Origin of the sequence: Agromyces terreus, from assembly GCF_009749465.1 — a bacterium.
GTDB classification, from domain to species: domain Bacteria; phylum Actinomycetota; class Actinomycetes; order Actinomycetales; family Microbacteriaceae; genus Agromyces; species Agromyces terreus.
In genome coordinates this window covers 872,675-891,009 of record NZ_WBIS01000001.1, presented here as the reverse complement: position 1 = coordinate 891,009, position 18,335 = coordinate 872,675, and the positions used below count along the sequence as shown (strand labels likewise).

Sequence of the window (18,335 nt, the reverse complement as noted above, 5' to 3'; positions counted from 1 at the left end):
GGGGCCAGCTATCGATTCTAGCAGAATCGAACGCGTGCGCTCGTCACTCGGCGCGGGCGACGTATCGTCCGTTGCTCTCGGTGAGCGAGATCGGGATGCCGAACGCCTCGGTCAGCGATTCGGACGTGAGCGCCTCGGCGAGCGGGCCGGCCTTGACGACCCCTCCTCCGGACAGCAGCAATGCGTGCGTGAAGCCCTTGGGGATCTCTTCGACATGGTGCGTGACCATGACGATCGCGGGCGAGGCGGGCGAGGCGGCGTAGCCGCCGAGGAGGCCGACCAGCTCTTCGCGTGCGCCGAGGTCGAGGCTCGCGGCCGGCTCGTCGAGCAGGAGCAGTTCGGGGTCGGTCATGACCGAGCGGGCGATCTGGACGCGCTTCTGCTCGCCGTCGGAGAGGCTGCCGAAGCGGCGGTCGGCGAAACCGTCGAGACCCCACTCCGAGAGCACGCGCTGGGCGCGGCGGATGTCGATCTCCTCGTACTCCTCGTTCCAGCGGCCGGTCACCGAGTACGCGGCCGTCAGCACGGTGTCGATGACCGTCTCGTTGCGCGGGATCTTGCGGGCCATCGCGCTCGAGGCGAAGCCGATCATGGGTCGGAGCTCGAAGACGTCGGTCTTGCCGAGCTTCTCTTCGAGCACGGCCGCCTCGCCCTTGGTCGGGTGCATCGCGGCGGCCGCGATCTGCAGCAGCGTGGTCTTGCCGGCGCCGTTCGGGCCGAGCACGACCCATCGCTCGTCGGAGGCGACGCTCCAGTTCACGTCGTCGAGAATCGAATTCCCGTCGCGAACCACCGAAACATCCCGGAACTGCAGCACCGTACTCGCCATGCCTCCCATGCTATCGGGAGCATGGACCCTCGAATGCGCGCTCCGGCATCCGGATGACGGGCCGAACGCCGCGTCGGGCCCCCGGGGCTCAGGCGCGAACCCCCGTCGTGGGGCTCAGCCGGCGAGCACTCGGGCGTAGAGATCGCGGGTGCGCGCGGCGATGGCGTTCCACGCGAAGTGCTCCTCGGCGCGTCGACGTCCGGCGGCGCCCATCTCGGCCGCACGCGTCGGATCGAGCACCACCCGAGTGAGCGCCGCGGCGAGGTCGGAGACGAACCGCTCGGGATCGAGCGGGGTGCCCGTGCCGTCGTCGGCCTGCTCGATCGGCACCAGGACGCCGGTGACCCCGTCGTCGACGACCTCGGGGATGCCGCCCGTGGCCGTGCCGACGACGGGCGCGCCGCAGGCCATGGCCTCGAGGTTCACGATGCCGAGCGGCTCGTACACCGAGGGGCAGACGAACACGGTCGCCGCGGTCAGGAGCGCCGTGAGCTCGGCGCGCGGCAGATGCCGGTCGATCCAGACGACGCCGTCGCGTTCGGAACGCAGTTCATCGACGAGGCCCGTGACCTCGGCCATGATCTCCTCGGTGTCGGGAGCTCCCGCGCAGAGCACGAGCTGCACCTCGGGCGGCAGGAGGCGAGCGGCCCGCAGCAGGTACGGGAGTCCCTTCTGCCTCGTGATGCGTCCGACGAACACCACCGAGGGGCGCTCGGGGTCGAGTCCGAGCGTGCGGGCGAGGCCCGGATCGCGGTTCGGCCGCCAGTCGACGAGGTCGATGCCGTTGTACACGACCTCGACCTTCGACGGATCGATCGAGGGATATGAGCGGAGGATGTCCCGGCGCATGCCCTCGCTCACGGCGATGACCGCGTCCGCGTCCTCGAACGCCGTGCGCTCCACCCAGGACGAGAGCCGGTAGCCGCCGCCGAGCTGCTCGGCCTTCCACGGCCGGAGGGGCTCGAGGCTGTGCGCCGTGACGACGTGCGGGACGCCGTGCAGGCGCTTCGCGGTGAATCCGGCGAAGTTCGCGTACCAGGTGTGCGAGTGCACCAGATCGGCGCCCGCGGCGTCGGCGGCCATGAGCAGGTCGACGCCCATCGTGCCGACCGCGGCGTTGCGGCCGACGAACGCGTCGGGCGTCGCATAGCCGAACGTGCCCGCCTCGTCGCGCGGCGCACCGAATGCGCGCACGACGACGTCGATGTCGGTTCGGAGGGCTCGGACGAGCTCGGCGACGTGCACGCCGGCTCCCCCATAGACCTCGGGCGGGTATTCACGGGTGAGCAGGTCGACGCGCATGGGGAAACGCTAGCGCAGCGGCATCCGACACGTATCGACTTCGCGCACCTGAAGCGGCGCCGCGCTGACTACGCTGGGGGCATGGCCACGCGCAAGGTATTCGGCATCGTGCTCGCAGGCGGTGAGGGCAAGCGACTCATGCCCCTCACCGAGGATCGGGCGAAGCCCGCCGTGCCCTTCGGGGGCCAGTACCGCCTCATCGACTTCGCCCTCTCGAACCTGCTGAACTCCGGGCTCCGCCAGATCGTGGTGCTGACGCAGTACAAATCGCACAGTCTCGACCGCCACGTCTCGCAGACCTGGCGCATGAGCGGCCTGCTGAACTCCTACGTGGCCTCGGTGCCCGCGCAGCAGCGCCTCGGCAAGCGCTGGTTCTCGGGCTCGGCCGACGCGATCCTGCAGAGCCTGAACCTCATCTACGACGAGCAGCCCGACATCATCGTCGTCGTCGGCGCCGACCACGTGTACCGCATGGACTTCGACCAGATGATCGACGCGCACATCGCCTCGGGCGCGGCGGCGACGGTCGCCGCGATCCGCCAGCCGATCTCGCTGGCCGACCAGTTCGGCGTCATCGAGGTCGACCCCGAGAACCCCGAGCACATCCAGCGCTTCCTCGAGAAGCCGAGCGACCCGGTCGGGCTGCCCGACTCCCCCGGCGAGGTGCTCGCGTCGATGGGCAACTACGTCTTCAACGCCGATGCGCTCATCGAAGCCGTGCTCCGCGACGGCGAGCGATCCGACTCGAGCCACGACATGGGCGGCGACATCATCCCGGCGTTCGTCGAGCAGGGCGCCGCGGGCGTCTACGACCTGCAGCGCAACGACGTGCCCGGCTCCACCGACCGCGACCGGTACTACTGGCGCGACGTCGGAACGATCGACTCGTTCTTCGAGGCCCACCAAGACCTCATCTCGGTCATGCCGATCTTCAACCTCTACAACCGCGAATGGCCGATCTTCAGCCAGCAGCTGAACTCGCCGCCGGCGAAGTTCACGCGCGACGCGCGAGGAACGCTCGGTACCGTCATCGACTCGATCGTCTCCCTCGGCTCGGTCATCTCGGGCGCCCACGTCGAGCGGAGTGTGCTCGGGCCCTGGGCCATGGTCGGCTCCGGCGCCCACGTGTCGGACTCGATCCTGTTCGACCGGGCGCGCATCGACGCCGGCGCGACCGTGCAGCGCGCGATCCTCGACAAGGAGGTCGTCGTCGAGGCCGGGGCGCGCATCGGCGTCGACCGCGGCGAAGACGTCGCCCGCGGCTTCATCGTGACCGACAGCGGCATCACGGTCGTCGGCAAGGGCTCCCGAGTCCGGGCGTCGAACGCGTGAGCGCCGGGCACCGCGGCCGCGTCGGCGGCCCGCTCGTCGTGCTCGACGCCGACTCCACCCTCATCCGCGAGGAGGCCATCGAACTCCTCGCCGAAGCGGCCGGCAGCCTCCCTCTGGTGGCCGCGGTCACCGAGCGCGCCATGCGCGGCGAGCTCGACTTCGCGGCGAGCCTGCGCGAGCGCGTGGCCACCCTCGCCGGGCTCGGCGAGGCCGATCTCGCGCACGCGCGCACCCGGATGACGCCCACCCAGGGCATCCGCGAGCTCGTCGCGGGCGTGCACGCGGTCGGCGGGGTCGTGGGCGTCGTCTCCGGCGGCTTCCACGAGCTCCTCGACCCGCTCGCGGCTTCCCTCGACCTCGACTTCTGCCGTGCCAACCGGCTCGAGACCGTCGACGGGCGGCTCACGGGTCGCGTCGACGGGCCGATCATCGATGCCGAGGCCAAGGCCGTCGCACTCGCCGAATGGGCCGACGCGGCATCCGTGCCCCTTCGCCGCACCGTCGCGGTCGGCGACGGCGCGAACGACCTGCGCATGCTCGATCGTGCCGGCCTCGGCGTCGCGTTCTGCGCCAAGCCGGTGGTCCGCGAGCAGGCCGACGTCGCGATCACGACGCCCGACCTGAGCCAGGTGCTGCCGCTGCTCGGCCTGCGCGGCTGAGACGCCGAGGCCGCCGACGCGGGGAGCGTCGACGGCCTGCGCGGCATCCGGCCTCGGCAGCTCGGGGTCAGTGCCCCATGCCGAGCCCGCCGTCGACGGGGATCACGGCGCCCGAGATGTACCCGGCGTCGTCGCCGGCGAGCCACGCGACCACGCGTGCGACCTCGTCGGGCGACGCGAAACGGCCGAGCGGGATGTTCTTCTTGTACTCGGCCTGCTGCGCTTCGGGCAGTTCGTCGGTCATGTCGGTCTCGATGAAGCCGGGGGCGACGACGTTCGCCGTGATGTTGCGCGCGCCGAGCTCGCGGGTGAGCGAGCGGGCCATGCCGACGAGCGCGGCCTTGGACGCCGAGTAGTTGATCTGGCCGGGCGAGCCGTAGAGGCCGACCACGCTCGAGATCAGCACGACGCGGCCGAAGCGCGCCTTGAGCATGCCCTTCGATGCGCGCTTGACCACTCGGAAGGCGCCGGTGAGGTTGGTGTCGACGACGCTCGTGAAGTCCTCTTCGGTCATGCGCAGCAGGAGCGTGTCGCGGGTGATGCCGGCATTCGCGACGAGCACCTCGACGGGGCCGAGCTCGGCTTCGATCTCGGTGAAGGCGCGGTCGACGGATGCCGCGTCGGTCACGTCGGCTCGCACCGTCAGCGTTCCCTCGGGGCCCTCGCCCGAGCGCGCGGTGACGGCGACCCGGTGCCCCTGCGCGACGAACTCGCGGGCGATGGCATAGCCGATGCCGCGGTTGCCGCCGGTGACGAGGACGGTTCGGGGCGTGGTCATGCGTGGACTCCATTCCGGTGGGTTCTGCGGCCCGAGACGAGCCTGTCTCAGCATAGTGATCACGATGCCGCGGCATCCGTCCGGCCGGGTCCGCCGTCGGGCCGCCCGCGACGTAGGCTTAGGAGGAGGAGCGCCGCACCGGACTGCGACGACGACATGAAGCAGCAATCGATCACGAGTCTGCCGCCCTCGCCCGAGGCGGAGCAGCGTTCGCGCATGATCAAGTACTCCGTCGCGATGGGAGTGCGCATCGTGTGCATCATCGCGATGCTCTTCGCACGCGACTGGTGGCTTGTGGTGTGCGCGGTCGGCGCCATCGCGCTGCCCTACTTCGCGGTCGTGATCGCCAACGTCGGCTCCCCGGTGCGCCGCGGCACGGTCGAGGGTCCCGGCGCCATCGTCCCGCTCCGGTCCCGATCGGATGCGGCGGGCGAACCCGCTCCCGGGGCGTCCGCGCCGGCCGACGGCGCCGGCTCGTCGTCGCAGACGGGCCCCGCGGCATCCGACACCGACGACGCTCCCGACGCCCCCGGGCGCGACGAGGACGCCCGATGATCGGCGGCATCGGCGGCGCGCCCGGCGACATCTGCTCGCGTGCGTCGTGCCGCGAGCCGGCGACCTGGCGCATCGACTGGCAGAATCCGCGCATCCACACGGGCGACCGATGGAAGACCTGGCTCGCCTGCGACGAGCACGTCGACTACCTCCGCGGTTTCCTCGAGGCCCGGTCCTTCCCCGTGCGCGTCGCCGAGTTCTCGGGCGTGCTCGACGACCAGGCCGAGGTCGATTCGTGAACGAGTGGGGCTTCCTGAGGTCGCGCCGCTGGGCCGGATACCTCGCCCTCGTGGTGGTGTTCGCGATCGTGTGCTGCGCGCTCGGCGTCTGGCAGTTCGCTCGACGGGCCGAGGCGCGCGCCGAGATCGCCCGCATCGACGCGAACTACGACGCGCAGGCCGTTCCGGTCGACGAGGTGCTGCCCGAGCTCGACGAGTTCGACATCGATCAGCGGTGGACGGTCGTGGCGCTCGACGGCGAGTACCTCGACGACGAAGAGGTGGTCGTGCGCAACCGCCCCGGTCAGGGCGGGTCGGGGTTCGAGGTGCTGACGCCGATGCGACTCCAGGACGGCACCGTCTTCGTCGTCGATCGCGGCTGGGTGGCACAGGACTCCGAGGGTCGTCCGAGCGAGTACGCGCCGCCGCCGACGGGTCGGGTCGAGGTCGAGGCGCGGTTGAAGGCCGGCGAGGGGCAGATCGACGGACGCACCTCGGCCGGTGACGAGTTCGCCACGATCGACCTCGACGAACTCGCCGAGCGCGTCGGCGAGCCTACCTACACCGGCGCCTACGGGCTGCTCGTGCAGTCCGGCGCCGAGGCCGACGAACCGCCCGTCGCGGCGAGCCGCCCGCTGCGCGACGAGGGGCCGCACCTCTCGTACGCGCTCCAGTGGTTCGTGTTCGCCATCATGGGCTTCGTCGGCCTCGCATGGGCGGCCAACCAGGAGCGGAAGGCCCGCGCCGAGGCATCCGGGCTGGGCGATTCCGATGCGGGCCAGAGCCGGCCGTCGCTCCGCAAGGTGCATCGAACACCGCGCAAGGACGCCGACGCCGACCTCGAGGACGGCGTGCTCGACCGCAGCTAGGCCGTCAGGCCAGTTCGATGAGCTCCTGGTACTCGCGGCTCCAGTGGTCTTCGGTGCCCTCGGGCATGATGAGCACGCGTTCGGGGTTCAGGGCCTCCACTGCGCCCGGGTCGTGGGAGACGAGCACGACCGAGCCCTCGTAGTGCGCGAGCGCGTCGAGGATCTCGGCGCGGCTCGCGGGGTCGAGGTTGTTCGTCGGCTCGTCCAGGAGCAGCACGTTCGCACCGGACACGACGATCATCGCCAGTGCGAGACGGGTCTTCTCGCCGCCGGAGAGCACACCGGCCGGCTTGTGCACGTCGTCGCCGGTGAACAGGAAGGAGCCGAGCACCTTGCGGGCCTCGGTCTCGGTGAGGTTCGGCGAGGAGCTGACCATGTTCTCGAGCACGCTGCGCTTGACGTCGATCGTCTCGTGCTCTTGGGCGTAGTAGCCGACGCGCAGGCCGTGGCCGGCTTCGACGTCGCCCGTGTCGGGGGCGTCGACGCCCGCGAGGATGCGGAGCAGCGTCGTCTTGCCCGCGCCGTTCAGGCCGATGATGACGACCTTCGAGCCGCGGTCGATCGCGAGGTCGACGGCCGTGAAGATCTCGAGCGAGCCGTAGCTCTTCGAGAGGTCGCTGGCGGTGATCGGCGTGCGACCGCACGGCGCCGGCGTCGGGAAGCGGAGCTTCGCGACGCGGTCGACGGCGCGCACCTCCTCGAGCCCGGCGAGGAGCTTCTCGGCACGCGCGACCATCTGGTGCGCCGCCGCGGCCTTGGAGGCCTTCGCACCGAAGCGCGCGGCCTGCATCTGCAGGACGCCCGCCTTCTTCTCGGCGTTGGCCCGCTCCTTCTTGCGGCGCTCCTCGTCGGCGGCGCGCTGGCGCTGATAATGCTTCCAGCCCATGTTGTAGATGTCGATCATCGATCGATTGGCGTCCAGGTAGAACACCCGGTTCACGACCTCGTCGACGAGCACGACATCGTGCGAGATGACGATGACGCCGCCCTTGTAGCCCTTGAGGAACTCGCGGAGCCAGACGACGGAGTCGGCGTCGAGGTGGTTCGTGGGCTCGTCGAGGATCATCGTGTCGGCGTCGGAGAACAGGATGCGCGCGAGCTCGATGCGGCGGCGCTGACCGCCGGAGAGCGTCTTCAGCGGCTGGTCGAGGATGCGGTCGGGCAGGTTGAGGTTCGAGGCGATGGACGCGGCCTCGGCCTCGGCCGCGTAGCCGCCGAGTGCGGTGAAGCGGTCGGTGAGGTTGCCGTACTTCTTCATGGCCCGCTCGGCGACCGCGGGGTCGTCGCTGCCCATCTGCATGGAGGCCTCGTGCATGCCGAGCACGAGGGATCCGAGCCCGCGGGCGTCGAGGATGCGCGTACGGGCGAGCATCTCGGGGTCGCCCGAACGCGGGTCCTGCGGCAGGTACCCGATCTCGCCCGAGCGGTCAATGCGCCCGCCCGTGGGGAGCGTCTCGCCGGCGAGGGTCTTCGTCAGCGTCGTCTTGCCCGCGCCGTTGCGGCCGACGAGCCCGATCTTGTCGCCGGCCGAGACCCGGAAGTCGACGTGCTCCATGAGCACGCGTGCGCCGACGCGGATCTCGAGATCGTGTACGGCGAGCACAGTGGGCCTCCGGGAGGGGTGGGGTGGGATCGTGCCGACGTGGCACAGCCGCCCAGTCTATCCCGCGTGGCTGAGCGGATGCCGCGGGCTGCGCCCACGACGTCGGCGGTGTGCGGCAGACTCGCAGCATGAGCACGGATGTCTCGGCCGCACCCGATCCGGCGGGCGTGCGCGCCGCGCGCCTCGTCGCGCACGGGCTCGTCGCCCCGTTCGCCTCCCCCGCCGAGGCGGTCGAGCGCTTGGTCTGCGTGCAGGCGCAGGACCTTCCGTCCGCGAAGTGGGTGCTCGGCGCCCGGGTCCGCGGTGCCACCGAGGCGTCGATCGACGAGGCGATCGACGACCGCTCGCTCCTGCGGTCCTGGCCGATGCGCGGCACGCTCCACTTCGTGGAGCCGGCCATGCTGCGCCCCATCCTCGCCCTGACGGCCGAGCGGCTCATGCGTCGCGCCGCGAAGACGCACCGCGACGAGGGCATCGACGACGACGTGCACGCGGCGGCGCGACGCGTCGCCGTGCGCGAGCTCGAGGGCGGAGGGAGCGCCTCCCGCGACGAGCTCCAGGCCGCGTGGAACGCCGCCGGCATCCCGATCGGCGGGCAGCGCGGGTACCACCTCATCTGGCGGCTGGCGGTCGAGGGACTGCTCTGCTGCGGGCCGATCGACACCCGTGCACGCCAGCGTTTCGTGCTGCTCGACGAGTGGTCGCCCTCGGGCGCCGACGCTCCCGCAGACGCCGTCGAGACGGCATCGAGACTCTTCGTCGGCTATGCGCGCGGTCACGGCCCGGTCTCGGTGCGGGACTTCGCCTGGTGGACCGGACTCACCCTGACCGATGCGCGACGGGCGCGCGATGCCGCCGGCGACGCGCTGGTCGGGGCCGGCGCGGATCCGGGCGGCGAAGCGCTGTTCGCGGCCGCCGATGCCGTCGCCGCGCCGCGCCTCCCGTCGAACCGGCAGGCCCTGGCGCCCTTCGACGAGTACTTCCTCGGCTACGGCGACCGCACGGCGTTCTGCTCGCCCGCCGACGCCGGTCGCGTCGCACCGGGCAAGAACGGGCTGTTCCTGCCGATCCTGGTGGCCGACGGCGAGGTCGTCGGCACCTGGCGGCGGTCGCCGGTGCGTCGGGGGTCTACGTCGGTCGAGATCACGGCCTTCAACGCCGGCCTCGCGGTCGACGAGTTCCGCGAACCGCTCGCGCGCTGGGCGGCGTTCACCTCGACCGGGCTCGGCGAGGTGACGGTCGCCGCCGCGTCCCGGTGAGCGCCGGCCCGTCGGCGTCGGGCCCGGTTCTCGACGACGAAGGGCCGGACACCACGCGGCATCCGGCCCCTGCATCTCGAATCGGCGACTACTGCTGCAGCGCCGCCTGCAGCTCGAGGGTGATGGTCACCTTGTCGCCGAGCAGCACGCCGCCCGTCTCGAGCGCGGCGTTGTACGTGAGGCCGAAGTCCTCGCGGTTGATGACGGCCTTCGCGGTGGCCCCGGCCTTGTAGTTGCCGTACGGGTCGCCGCCGAAGCCGCCGAACTCGAAGTCGAAGGTCACGGGCTTGGTGATGCCGCGGATCGTGAGGTCGCCGTCGACCTTGAAGTCGCCGTCGTCGACGCGCACGCCGGTCGAGACGAAGTCGATCGTCGGGTAGGTCTCCGCCTCGAAGAAGTCGCCGGTGCGGAGGTGGCCGTCGCGGGTGGGCTCGTTCGTGTTGACCGAGGCGACCTCGGCGGAGGCGGTCACGGAGGAGTCGAGGGGGTTCTCGCCGGTCACGAACGTGGCGTCGAACCGCTCGAACTTGCCCTTGACCTTGCTGATCATGATGTGGCGGATGCTGAACGCGACCTCGCTGTGGGTGGGGTCGATCGTCCAGGTGCCTGCGCGGTAGCCGGGGATCTCGAGGTCGGCGGCGGTGTTCGTCATGGTTCTGGTCTCTCCGTTTGCTCGGTGGTTCTGATCTCGTGGCTCGTTCGCCACACACATGCAAACGCATGGAAGCATCGCGGGTATTCCCGATCGCCGAAATCCGTTCGAAACTCAGGGTGCGGAGAGGTGCCGGAGCGTGAGCACCCGTTCGACCGCGTCGTCGAGGCGGGCCTCCGGGATGCGACCGCCGGCGACCGCGCCGGCGATCGCCGCGACGAGCCCGTCGACCGAGATGCCGACATCGGCGGGGTCGGCCGGCAGCACGTAGAGGAGGAGGTCGGCGCCCGAGGCGAGTGCGCGGATCGCGTTCTCGTACGGGTCGGCGTACTCGGGCAGGTCGTTGTGCTGCAGCATGAGCATGTCGTCGGTGACGACCACGCCGTCGAACCCGAGATCCTCTCGCAGGATGCGGTGCCACTCGGTCGACAACGACGCCGGTGCGGCGTCGACCGCGGGGTAGACGAGGTGCCCGGTCATCACGAGTTCGGCGCCGGCGTCGATGCCCTGCGCGAACGGGATCGCGCCGCCGGTGCGCCACGCCTCGAGCGGGACGTCGGCGACCGGCAGGCTCGAGTGCGAGTCCCCCGGCGCCTGGCCGTGGCCCGGGAAGTGCTTGAGCGTGCTGAGCACCGTTCCGCGTTCGCCGCTCACGGCCGCGGCGACCCGTTCGCCGGCCGAGGCGGGGTCCGTGCCGAGCACGCGCGAGGCGATGAACGATCCGGGATCGTCGGTCTCGTCGGCGACGATGCCGAAGTTCACGGTGATGCCGGATGCCGCGAGCGTGCCCGCGCGGTCGGCGAACGCGCTCGTCGTGGCCGCCGGGGCCTCGGAGCGCAACGTCTCGGCGCCGGGTGCGGCGTCCCAGGGCAGGCGCTGCACGTCGCCGCCCTCCTCGTCGACGGCGATCAGGGCGGGCGCCTCGGGGTCGACCTGCGCCGCCGCGGTGAGGGCGGCGAGGGCCTCAGGCGTGCCGGGGACGTTGTCGCCCATGAGGATGAGCCCGCCGACGCCCCGCTCGACGTAGGCGCGCAGCGGCGCGGGATCGAGGCCGGGTGCATGCAGCATCAGCACGGCCGCGGCCTTCTGCTCGAGGCTCAGCTGCGACATCCGCTCGTCGACGAACCGCGCGACGGGATCGATCGGCGTGGGCGTCGGGGTGGGCGTCGAGACGGGGGGCGACGTCGTGCCGGGCGCCGTGCGGTCGGCCGTCGACGCGGCGGGCGCGCAGCCGCTGAGCAGCAGAGCCGCGAGGGCGACCCCTGCGGCGAGGGCGGACCGGGTGCGCATCCGACCGAGTTTACGCTGCGTGTCCGACCGCCGATCGCGAGGCGGCTGGGTAGAGTTGCCGGGCTCGAAGGGGGTGTCGTGCGAGGTCTCACCCGTGGTCTGCTGACGTTGGCGGTCGCCGCCGCCCTCATCGTGCCCGCGACGTCGGCGCACGCCGAGGACTACCCCACCTGGGACGAGGTCGAGGCGGCGAAGGCCCGGGTCGGCGCGAGCGAAGCCGAGGCCGAACGCATCACCGGCATCGTCGACCGCCTCGAGGGCGAGGCCGGCCGGCTGGGCGACGCCGCGGTGGAGGCTGCGGCCGCGTCCGCATCGGCCGAGCGCGCGAGGGCGGATGCCGCGGCCCGCGCCGATACCCTGCGCGCCGAGGCCGATGCGGCGGCCGAGGCGGCCGAAGCGGCGAGCACGGCCCTCGGCCGGAGTGCCGCCGTGCTGGCCCGATCGGGCGGCGCCGACGTGGGACTCCGCGTCCTCCTCGACGGCGATGCGGCGGGCCGGCTGCTGAACGGCCTCTCGCGGGCCGCGCAGCTGACGAACGTGATCGGCGGCGTCGCCGCACGCGCCGAGGCGGCGACGGCGGACGCCGCGTCGCTCCGCGACCAGGCGGAGCTCGCCGAGTCCGAGCGCGAACGGCTCGCCGTGGAGGCGGCCGATGCCGCCGAGGCGGCCGAGTCCGCCCACGCCGCGGCCGAGGCCCGGGTCGCCGAGCAGCAGTCCGCGCTCGACACCCTGTACGCGCAGCTCGCGAGCCTCCGGGACCGCTCGGTCGAGGTGGAGCGCCGCTATCGCATCGGCGAGCAGGAGGCCCGCGAGCGTGCGGCGCGCGAGGCGGCGGCCGCCGCGGCCGCCGAGGCCGCCGCCGCATCGTCCGGTGGCGGGGGCGGCGACGAGGCGCCGCCACCGGGCATCCACGTCGATCCCGGCAGCGCGCAGGCCTACGCGGCATCCGCCGTCGCCCGCTACGGCTGGGGCGACAGCCAGTTCCGATGCCTGTACTCGCTGTGGATGCGCGAGTCGAGCTGGCGTGCCGACGCGTACAACGCCTCGAGCGGGGCGTACGGCATCCCCCAGTCGCTGCCCGGCAGCAAGATGGCCAGCGCGGGCTCCGACTGGCGCACCAACCCGGCGACGCAGATCGAGTGGGGCCTGTCGTACATCTCGTCGCGATACGGGACTCCCTGCGCGGCCTGGGCCCACTCGGAGGCCGTGAACTGGTACTGATGGGTCCATGGGAGGACTCGAGGAACGCGCGGTGTTCCGGGCGCACGCGGCAGAGGGGGTGCTGCTGCTCGGCGGCGGCGCCGCGATCCTCCTCCAGCTCGCGGACCCGCGGGTCGCGCACGGCGTCGCGCGCCACAGCGATTTCGCCGCTCGACCGTTCGACCGGCTCTTCGGCACGCTCGACTACGTGTACGCGGTGGGGTTCGGCGATGCCGGGCTCGCCGCCGACGCCGTGCGGCGCGTGAACGCACGGCACGCCCCGGTGCGCGGCACCGCGGACGCAGCGGACGCCGCGGTCTCCTACAGCGCGTTCGACGCCGACGCGCAGCGGTGGGTCGCCTCGACGCTGCTCGCCGTCGCGCTCGAGGTGCACGAGCGGGTCTGGGGGCCGCTCGACCGGGCGAGCGCCGACGCGATCGTGCGCGGCTACGCGCCGCTCGGGTTCAGCCTGCAGGCCGAACGGCAGGGATGGCCGAGCACCCGGGCCGAGTTCGACGACTGGTGGACGACGAGGCTCGCGGGCCTGCGCGTCGGCGACGAGGCGCGCGGCATCGCGAGGACGCTGCTCGGGGCATCCGCCGCACTGCCGCCCGGATCGGCGCTGCTCCTGCCGCCGCTGCGTCTCATGACGGCCGCGCTCCTGCCCCCGGCGATCCGCGACGGGTACGGGTTCCGGTGGACGCCGCGCGCGGCCCGCGTCGCCGAGGCCTGGCTCGCCGGGGTCGCCGCGATCTGGCCCCGACTCCCCCGTCGACTGCGCGATGCGCCGATGCGGATCTCGCTGGAGCGCGCCCGTCGCCGGTACGCTGAGCGTGAGCACCGAGGACGATGATGACCGACCACCACCGCAACGCCGAACCGATCGACGGCATCGACCGCCGCATCGTCGCGGAGCTGAGCCGCGACGGCCGGCTCTCGGTGCGCACGCTCGCCGAGCGCGTGCACATCTCGCGCACCGCCGCCCACAACCGGGTCCAGCACCTCATGCAGCGCGGCGTCATCACGGGGTTCGGCGCGCAGATCGACCGCAAGGCCATCGGCCTGAACATCTCGGCCCTCGTCGTCGTGCGCATCGGCGGCGATGCCTCGTGGGAGGCGATCGCGGCCAAGCTCGCCACCCTCCCGTTCGTCGAGAAGGTGCAGGCCGTCTCGGGCGACATCGACATCATGCTCACCGTGAGCGCGCCCGACCACGAGCAGCTCAGCCAGGCCATCCTCCGCGACATCCACGATCTGCCCGGCGTCGTGTCGACCAGGTCGCATCTCATCCTCGCCGAGATCGACGGCAGACCCCCCGCGCAGTCGCTGGACATCTGGCGTTCCTGAGGCCTCCCCCGCGGACGAACGGTCGCGGTTTCGCGGTGCGGGTGCCGATCGTTCACCCTTTCCCGGAACGCCCTCCGCGCGGCATCCGCACGCTCCACGATGGAGCCATGAGCCTCAGCGTCGAGCGACCCGACACCCGAACCCTGCCGTCCCAGAAGCCGATCCGGCTCCTCGACAACGCCGGCCACGCCGTGCACGGATCCGCCGCGGGCGGGTTCGAGCTGCCCGACCCGGCCACGCTCCTCGACCTCTACCGCCGCATGGTCGTGGCCCGCCGCTTCGACGTGCAGGTGACCGCGCTCACCCGGCAGGGCCGCCTCGCGACGTATCCCTCGGCGCTCGGCCAGGAGGCCTGCGAGATCGGCGCCATCTCGGCCCTCGAGGCGCGCGACTGGTTCTTCCCGACCTACCGCGACAGCGTGGCCCTCCTCACCCGGGGCATCGCCCCGGGCGACATCCTCGCCTCCTTCCGCGGCGACTGGCACAACGGCTACGACCAGCACGCGCACCGCACCGCGTCGCAGGCCACGCCGCTCGCGACCCAGGCGCTCCACGCGGTCGGCCTCGGACACGCGGCACGACTGCGCAGCGACCCCATCGTGGCCCTCACGATGCTCGGCGACGGGGCCACGAGCGAGGGCGACGCGCACGAGGCGTTCAATTTCGCGGCCGTCTGGCAGACCCCGACCGTGTTCGTCGTGCAGAACAACCAGTTCGCGATCAGCGTCCCGCTCTCTCGGCAGACCCGCGCCGCGACCCTCGCCGACAAGGCGGTCGGCTACGGCATGCCGGGGTACCACGTCGACGGCAACGACGTGGCCGCGATGTACGCGGTGACGCAGGCGGCCGTCGAGCGCGCCCGCTCCGGCGGCGGCCCGACCCTCATCGAGGGGCTCACGTACCGGATCGAGGCGCACACGAACTCCGACGACCCCACCCGGTACCGTGCCGCGCGCGACGTCGAGCACTGGAAGTGCCGGGATCCGATCGAACGGCTCGAGCGCTACCTCGTCTCCGAGGGCGCCCTGAGCGAGCAGGTCCGCACCGAGATCGCGGATGCCGCGGAGCAGGTCGCCGCCGACACGCGCGAGGTCATGACGGCCGAGGCCGAGCTCGACCCGCTGGAGCTCTTCGACCACGTCTACGCCCGCCCGCGTGCGGCGCTCCGCGAGCAGCGCGACCGGCTCGAGGCCGAACTCGCCGAGACCGCCGCGGCCGCAGGAGGCGCTCGATGACCACGACGGCGACCGACGCACGACCGGAGTCCGCGGCATCCGCACCCACCGCGCTCACGATGGCCGGCGCGCTGAACGCGGCCCTGCGCGACGCGATGGCGGCCGACGACCGGGTGGTGGTCTACGGGGAGGACGTCGGCCCCCTGGGCGGCGTGTTCCGCGTCACCGACGGCCTGCAGGCGACGTTCGGCGAGGACCGCATCTGGGACTCCCCCCTCGCCGAATCGGGCATCGTCGGCACCGCGATCGGCATGGCGATGTACGGCATGCGCCCCGTGGTCGAGATGCAGTTCGACGCGTTCAGCTACCCCGCGTTCGAGCAGATGGTCTCCCACGTGGCGAAGATGCGCAATCGCACGAAGGGGCGGATGCCGCTGCCGATGGTCGTGCGCATCCCCTGCGCCGGGGCGATCGGCGGGGTCGAGCACCACTCGGACTCGTCGGAGGCGTACTGGACCTCGACGCCCGGCCTCACCGTGGTCATGCCCTCGAACCCCGCGGACGCGTACTCGATGCTGCGCGAGGCGATCGAGAGCGACGACCCCGTCGTCTTCATGGAGCCGAAGAGCCGGTACTGGGCGAAGGAATCGCTCGAGCTGCCCGTTCGCACGGAGCCGATGGATCGCGCCGCCGTGGTGCGCGAGGGGTCGGACGTCACGTTGCTCGCCTACGGGCCGACCGTGCGCACCGCGCTCGAGGCCGCGGACGCGGCGACCGCCGAGGGACTCTCGATCGAGGTCGTCGATCTGCGCAGTCTCTCCCCGTTCGACGACGAGACCGTCTCCGCCTCGGTCCGCAAGACCTCGCGCGCGGCCGTCATCCACGAGGCCGCGCAGTTCGGCGGGTACGGCGCGGAGGTCGCCGCGCGCGTGACCGAGCGGAACTTCCACCACCTGGCCGCGCCGGTGCTGCGCGTCACCGGGTTCGACATCCCGTACCCGTCGCCGAAGCTCGAGGAGTACCACCTGCCGACCGCCGACCGGGTGCTCGCCGCCCTCGCGACCTGGGAATGGGATCTCGCATGACCCGCGATTTCATCCTGCCCGACCTCGGCGAGGGCCTCACCGAAGCCGAGCTCGTCGCCTGGCTCGTGCAGCCCGGCGACGAGGTCGTGATCGACCAACCCGTCGTCGAGCTCGAGTCCGCGAAGTCCGTCGTGCAATTGCCCACGCCGTTCGCGGGCGTCGTCGCCTCGCTCGGCGGCGAGGTCGGCCAGGTGCTCCACGCCGGGCAGGTGCTGCTGAGCCTCGAGCCCGTCGGCGGTGCCGCGCCGAGCGCGCCCACGACATCGGGAACGGCTCCGGATGCCGCGGCGTCGACGGATGCGCCGTCGACCGCAGAGTCCTCCCCGACGGCCGCACCCGCCGAACCGGGCATCGTGGTCGCCGAGTCCGCGCCCGCCGACGAGTCCGGCGCCGTGCTCATCGGCTACGGCACGCGTGCGAGCACCCCGACCGTGCGGTCCTCGAACGCCCCGTCCCGGTTCGGGCGCGGACGCGGTGCGCCGGGCGGGCCGGCCCGGAAGGACTCCGGCCCGACCACGGCGACACGCCCGGGCGCGGGCGCGGCGTCGACCGCGACCCTCGAACTCGACCCCGATCGACGCTCCCCCGTGGTGTCGCCGATCGTGCGGCGACTGGCCCGCGAGCACGGCTTCGACGCGAGCCGCCTCCGCGGGTCCGGCCCGCAGCACCTCGTGGTGCGCCGCGACGTCGAGTCCTACATCGCACGGCGCGACCCGGCTGCCGGCGCGCCGACCGTCGATGCCGGCCCGGCCCGTTCGGCCGGCCCCGAGGCATCCGCCCCTCGCGTCGCGTCGAGCGCCGGCGAACGCCGTGTGCCGCTCGACCGGGTGCAGAAGGCGGCGGCCGCGCAGTACCAGCGGTCGCGCCGGGAGATCCCCGACGCCACCGTGTGGATGGACGTCGACGCCACCGGCTTGTTCGCCGCCCGTCGAGACCTCCAGGCCGTGACCGGCGAGAGCTTCGGCGTCACGGCGCTCGTCGCCCGGTTCTGCGTCGCCGCGCTGCTGCGGCATCCGTCGCTGAACGCGGCCTTCGACGCCGAGCGCGAGGAGATCGTGTACCACGACGGCGTGCACCTCGGCATGGCCGCGCAGACGCCGCGCGGACTCGTCGTCCCGGTCGTGCACGATGCCGGGCGGATGTCGCTCCGCGCCCTGCGCGACGCGATCGGCGAACGCTCGGAGCAGGCCTCCTCCGGCCGCTTCCCGCCGTCGGCGCTCACGGGCGGGACGTTCACGCTGAACAACTACGGCACGCTCGGGGTCGACGGCTCGGCCGCGATCATCAACCATCCGCAGGCCGCGATGCTCGGCATCGGCCGCATCATCGAACGGCCGTGGGTCGTCGACGGCGCGCTCGCGGTGCGACGGGTCACCGAGCTCACGGTCTCCTTCGACCATCGCGTGTGCGACGGAGCGGAGGCGGCGGCGTTCCTCACCGACGTGGCCCGCTCCATCGAGCACCCCGTGTCGATGCTCGCCGACCTCTGACGCGCCGCGACGCCGGACGGCCCGGTTCTCGATCGAGAACCGGGCCGTTCGGACGTGCTCGCGCCGGCCGCGTCGTCACCGACGCGGTGAGGCGAACCGCTCAGAAGAACTCGTCGGGGGTGCCCGCGGCGCGCTCCACGTCGCGCGTGTCGACCGCCGCGCCCTTCAGCTTGGCGACCGCGACCCGCAGGCCCGACTCCATCTGCGCCGCCCAGGCATCGGACTCGCGGGCACTCGTCTCGGCCGCGCGGGCGCGTGACTCCGCCGCCGCTGCGGCGTGACGGGCCTCGCTCACCTGACGCAGGGCCAGCGAGATGCCGTAGTACGCGGCGACCATGGTCGCGATCGGCGCCGCGATGATCGCGAGCGCGCTGATCGCGGCGCCCGTCGGGCTGAACGCGATCACGAGCGCGAAGGCGAGGAACAGCACCACGATGGCGACGAGCACCACGAGCATGAACCGCAGGTCGCGACCCCAGACCCGCGACTTCGCCGACGCTTCGGTCGCGGCCTCGTGCTGCGTCGCGCCGTCCTGGAACTCGGGAAGCCCGTCGTCGGGCGCTCCCGGCTCGGTCTGCGACACCGCCGGTTCGTTCGAAGCTCCCTGGCTGTAGACCGGACGAGTGCTCGCGTCGCTCATGCTCTCCCTGCTTCCCATGCGTTGCTGACACCCAATTGTGTGCTCCTCACGG

19 protein-coding genes are annotated in these 18,335 nt (G+C 72.3%); 12 read left to right on the top strand and 7 right to left on the bottom strand.

The features are described 5' to 3' along the window. Nucleotides 1–43 precede the first annotated feature (43 nt). Together GQQ92_RS03980 and glgA are read right to left on the bottom strand one after the other, a co-directional pair. Entirely contained in the window at nt 44–829 is a 786-nt protein-coding gene (locus GQQ92_RS03980) for an ABC transporter ATP-binding protein (protein WP_156997889.1), read from the bottom strand. Between the two features lie 114 nt (nt 830–943). Next, nucleotides 944–2,131, bottom strand: coding sequence for a glycogen synthase (glgA, locus tag GQQ92_RS03975; protein ID WP_156997888.1), 1,188 nt, complete (start codon nt 2,129–2,131; stop codon nt 944–946). An 81-nt stretch (nt 2,132–2,212) separates the two neighbouring features. Here glgA and glgC point away from each other — a divergent pair, with 81 nt between their 5' ends. Then, nucleotides 2,213–3,463, top strand: coding sequence for a glucose-1-phosphate adenylyltransferase (glgC, locus tag GQQ92_RS03970; RefSeq protein ID WP_156997887.1), 1,251 nt, complete (start codon nt 2,213–2,215; stop codon nt 3,461–3,463). Then, nucleotides 3,460–4,122 carry a phosphoserine phosphatase SerB gene (gene serB / locus GQQ92_RS03965; protein ID WP_232057473.1) on the top strand — a complete coding sequence of 221 codons (663 nt, stop codon included), beginning with the start codon at nt 3,460–3,462 and terminating at the stop codon, nt 4,120–4,122. Before glgC ends, serB begins: the two co-directional genes overlap by 4 nt. Before the next feature lie 67 nt (nt 4,123–4,189). On the opposite strand, the gene GQQ92_RS03960 is transcribed toward serB, so the two are convergent. After that, on the bottom strand, nt 4,190–4,900 hold the full coding sequence (locus tag GQQ92_RS03960) for a beta-ketoacyl-ACP reductase (protein ID WP_156997886.1): 711 nt from the start codon (nt 4,898–4,900) through the stop codon (nt 4,190–4,192). Between the two features lie 156 nt (nt 4,901–5,056). Here GQQ92_RS03960 and GQQ92_RS03955 point away from each other — a divergent pair, with 156 nt between their 5' ends. Genes GQQ92_RS03955 through GQQ92_RS03945 form a run of 3 tightly spaced genes read left to right on the top strand, consistent with a single transcriptional unit; the run spans nt 5,057 to nt 6,542 of the window. Continuing rightward, nucleotides 5,057–5,455: a DUF3099 domain-containing protein gene (locus GQQ92_RS03955; RefSeq protein WP_156997885.1), complete on the top strand. Its 399-nt coding sequence runs from the start codon at nt 5,057–5,059 to the stop codon at nt 5,453–5,455. Continuing rightward, nucleotides 5,452–5,694 carry a hypothetical protein gene (locus tag GQQ92_RS03950; protein WP_156997884.1) on the top strand — a complete coding sequence of 81 codons (243 nt, stop codon included), beginning with the start codon at nt 5,452–5,454 and terminating at the stop codon, nt 5,692–5,694. Before GQQ92_RS03955 ends, GQQ92_RS03950 begins: the two co-directional genes overlap by 4 nt. Then, nucleotides 5,691–6,542, top strand: a complete 852-nt coding sequence (locus GQQ92_RS03945) for an SURF1 family cytochrome oxidase biogenesis protein (protein WP_156997883.1) — start codon at nt 5,691–5,693, stop codon at nt 6,540–6,542. Before GQQ92_RS03950 ends, GQQ92_RS03945 begins: the two co-directional genes overlap by 4 nt. Nucleotides 6,543–6,546: 4 nt before the next feature. Here the strand turns inward: GQQ92_RS03945 and GQQ92_RS03940 are convergent, their stop codons facing one another. Beyond that, nucleotides 6,547–8,145: an ABC-F family ATP-binding cassette domain-containing protein gene (locus GQQ92_RS03940; protein WP_156997882.1), complete on the bottom strand. Its 1,599-nt coding sequence runs from the start codon at nt 8,143–8,145 to the stop codon at nt 6,547–6,549. Nucleotides 8,146–8,273: 128 nt separating this feature from the next. Between GQQ92_RS03940 and GQQ92_RS03935 the strand changes: the two genes are divergently transcribed. Continuing rightward, nucleotides 8,274–9,404, top strand: coding sequence for a winged helix DNA-binding domain-containing protein (locus GQQ92_RS03935; RefSeq protein WP_156997881.1), 1,131 nt, complete (start codon nt 8,274–8,276; stop codon nt 9,402–9,404). Nucleotides 9,405–9,492: 88 nt separating this feature from the next. Here the strand turns inward: GQQ92_RS03935 and GQQ92_RS03930 are convergent, their stop codons facing one another. Further along, nucleotides 9,493–10,056, bottom strand: a complete 564-nt coding sequence (locus tag GQQ92_RS03930; RefSeq protein WP_156997880.1) for a YceI family protein — start codon at nt 10,054–10,056, stop codon at nt 9,493–9,495. A gap of 114 nt (nt 10,057–10,170) precedes the next feature. Beyond that, entirely contained in the window at nt 10,171–11,346 is a 1,176-nt protein-coding gene (locus GQQ92_RS03925; RefSeq protein WP_156997879.1) for a glycoside hydrolase family 3 N-terminal domain-containing protein, read from the bottom strand. A 78-nt stretch (nt 11,347–11,424) separates the two neighbouring features. On the opposite strand from GQQ92_RS03925, the gene GQQ92_RS03920 reads away from it, so the two are divergent. From GQQ92_RS03920 to GQQ92_RS03895, 6 genes are all read left to right on the top strand, one after another. Continuing rightward, complete coding sequence (locus GQQ92_RS03920; RefSeq protein WP_156997878.1) at nt 11,425–12,567, top strand: aggregation-promoting factor C-terminal-like domain-containing protein; 1,143 nt, start codon at nt 11,425–11,427, stop codon at nt 12,565–12,567. Nucleotides 12,568–12,574: 7 nt separating this feature from the next. Next, entirely contained in the window at nt 12,575–13,399 is an 825-nt protein-coding gene (locus GQQ92_RS03915; RefSeq protein WP_156997877.1) for an oxygenase MpaB family protein, read from the top strand. Then, nucleotides 13,399–13,893 carry an Lrp/AsnC family transcriptional regulator gene (locus GQQ92_RS03910; protein ID WP_197738056.1) on the top strand — a complete coding sequence of 165 codons (495 nt, stop codon included), beginning with the start codon at nt 13,399–13,401 and terminating at the stop codon, nt 13,891–13,893. The genes GQQ92_RS03915 and GQQ92_RS03910 overlap by 1 nt, the downstream gene beginning before the upstream one ends. A 107-nt stretch (nt 13,894–14,000) precedes the next feature. After that, the gene (gene pdhA, locus GQQ92_RS03905) at nt 14,001–15,128 is read left to right on the top strand and encodes a pyruvate dehydrogenase (acetyl-transferring) E1 component subunit alpha (RefSeq protein ID WP_156997875.1); all 1,128 of its coding nucleotides are present in this window, start codon (nt 14,001–14,003) and stop codon (nt 15,126–15,128) included. Then, nucleotides 15,125–16,153 carry an alpha-ketoacid dehydrogenase subunit beta gene (locus GQQ92_RS03900; RefSeq protein ID WP_156997874.1) on the top strand — a complete coding sequence of 343 codons (1,029 nt, stop codon included), beginning with the start codon at nt 15,125–15,127 and terminating at the stop codon, nt 16,151–16,153. The genes pdhA and GQQ92_RS03900 overlap by 4 nt, the downstream gene beginning before the upstream one ends. Continuing rightward, nucleotides 16,150–17,643 (top strand): dihydrolipoamide acetyltransferase family protein, encoded by a 1,494-nt coding sequence (locus tag GQQ92_RS03895; RefSeq protein ID WP_197738055.1) that lies wholly within the window; start codon nt 16,150–16,152, stop codon nt 17,641–17,643. Before GQQ92_RS03900 ends, GQQ92_RS03895 begins: the two co-directional genes overlap by 4 nt. Before the next feature lie 100 nt (nt 17,644–17,743). Here the strand turns inward: GQQ92_RS03895 and GQQ92_RS03890 are convergent, their stop codons facing one another. After that, nucleotides 17,744–18,283: a hypothetical protein gene (locus tag GQQ92_RS03890; protein WP_156997872.1), complete on the bottom strand. Its 540-nt coding sequence runs from the start codon at nt 18,281–18,283 to the stop codon at nt 17,744–17,746. Between the last annotated feature and the right edge of the window lie 52 nt (nt 18,284–18,335).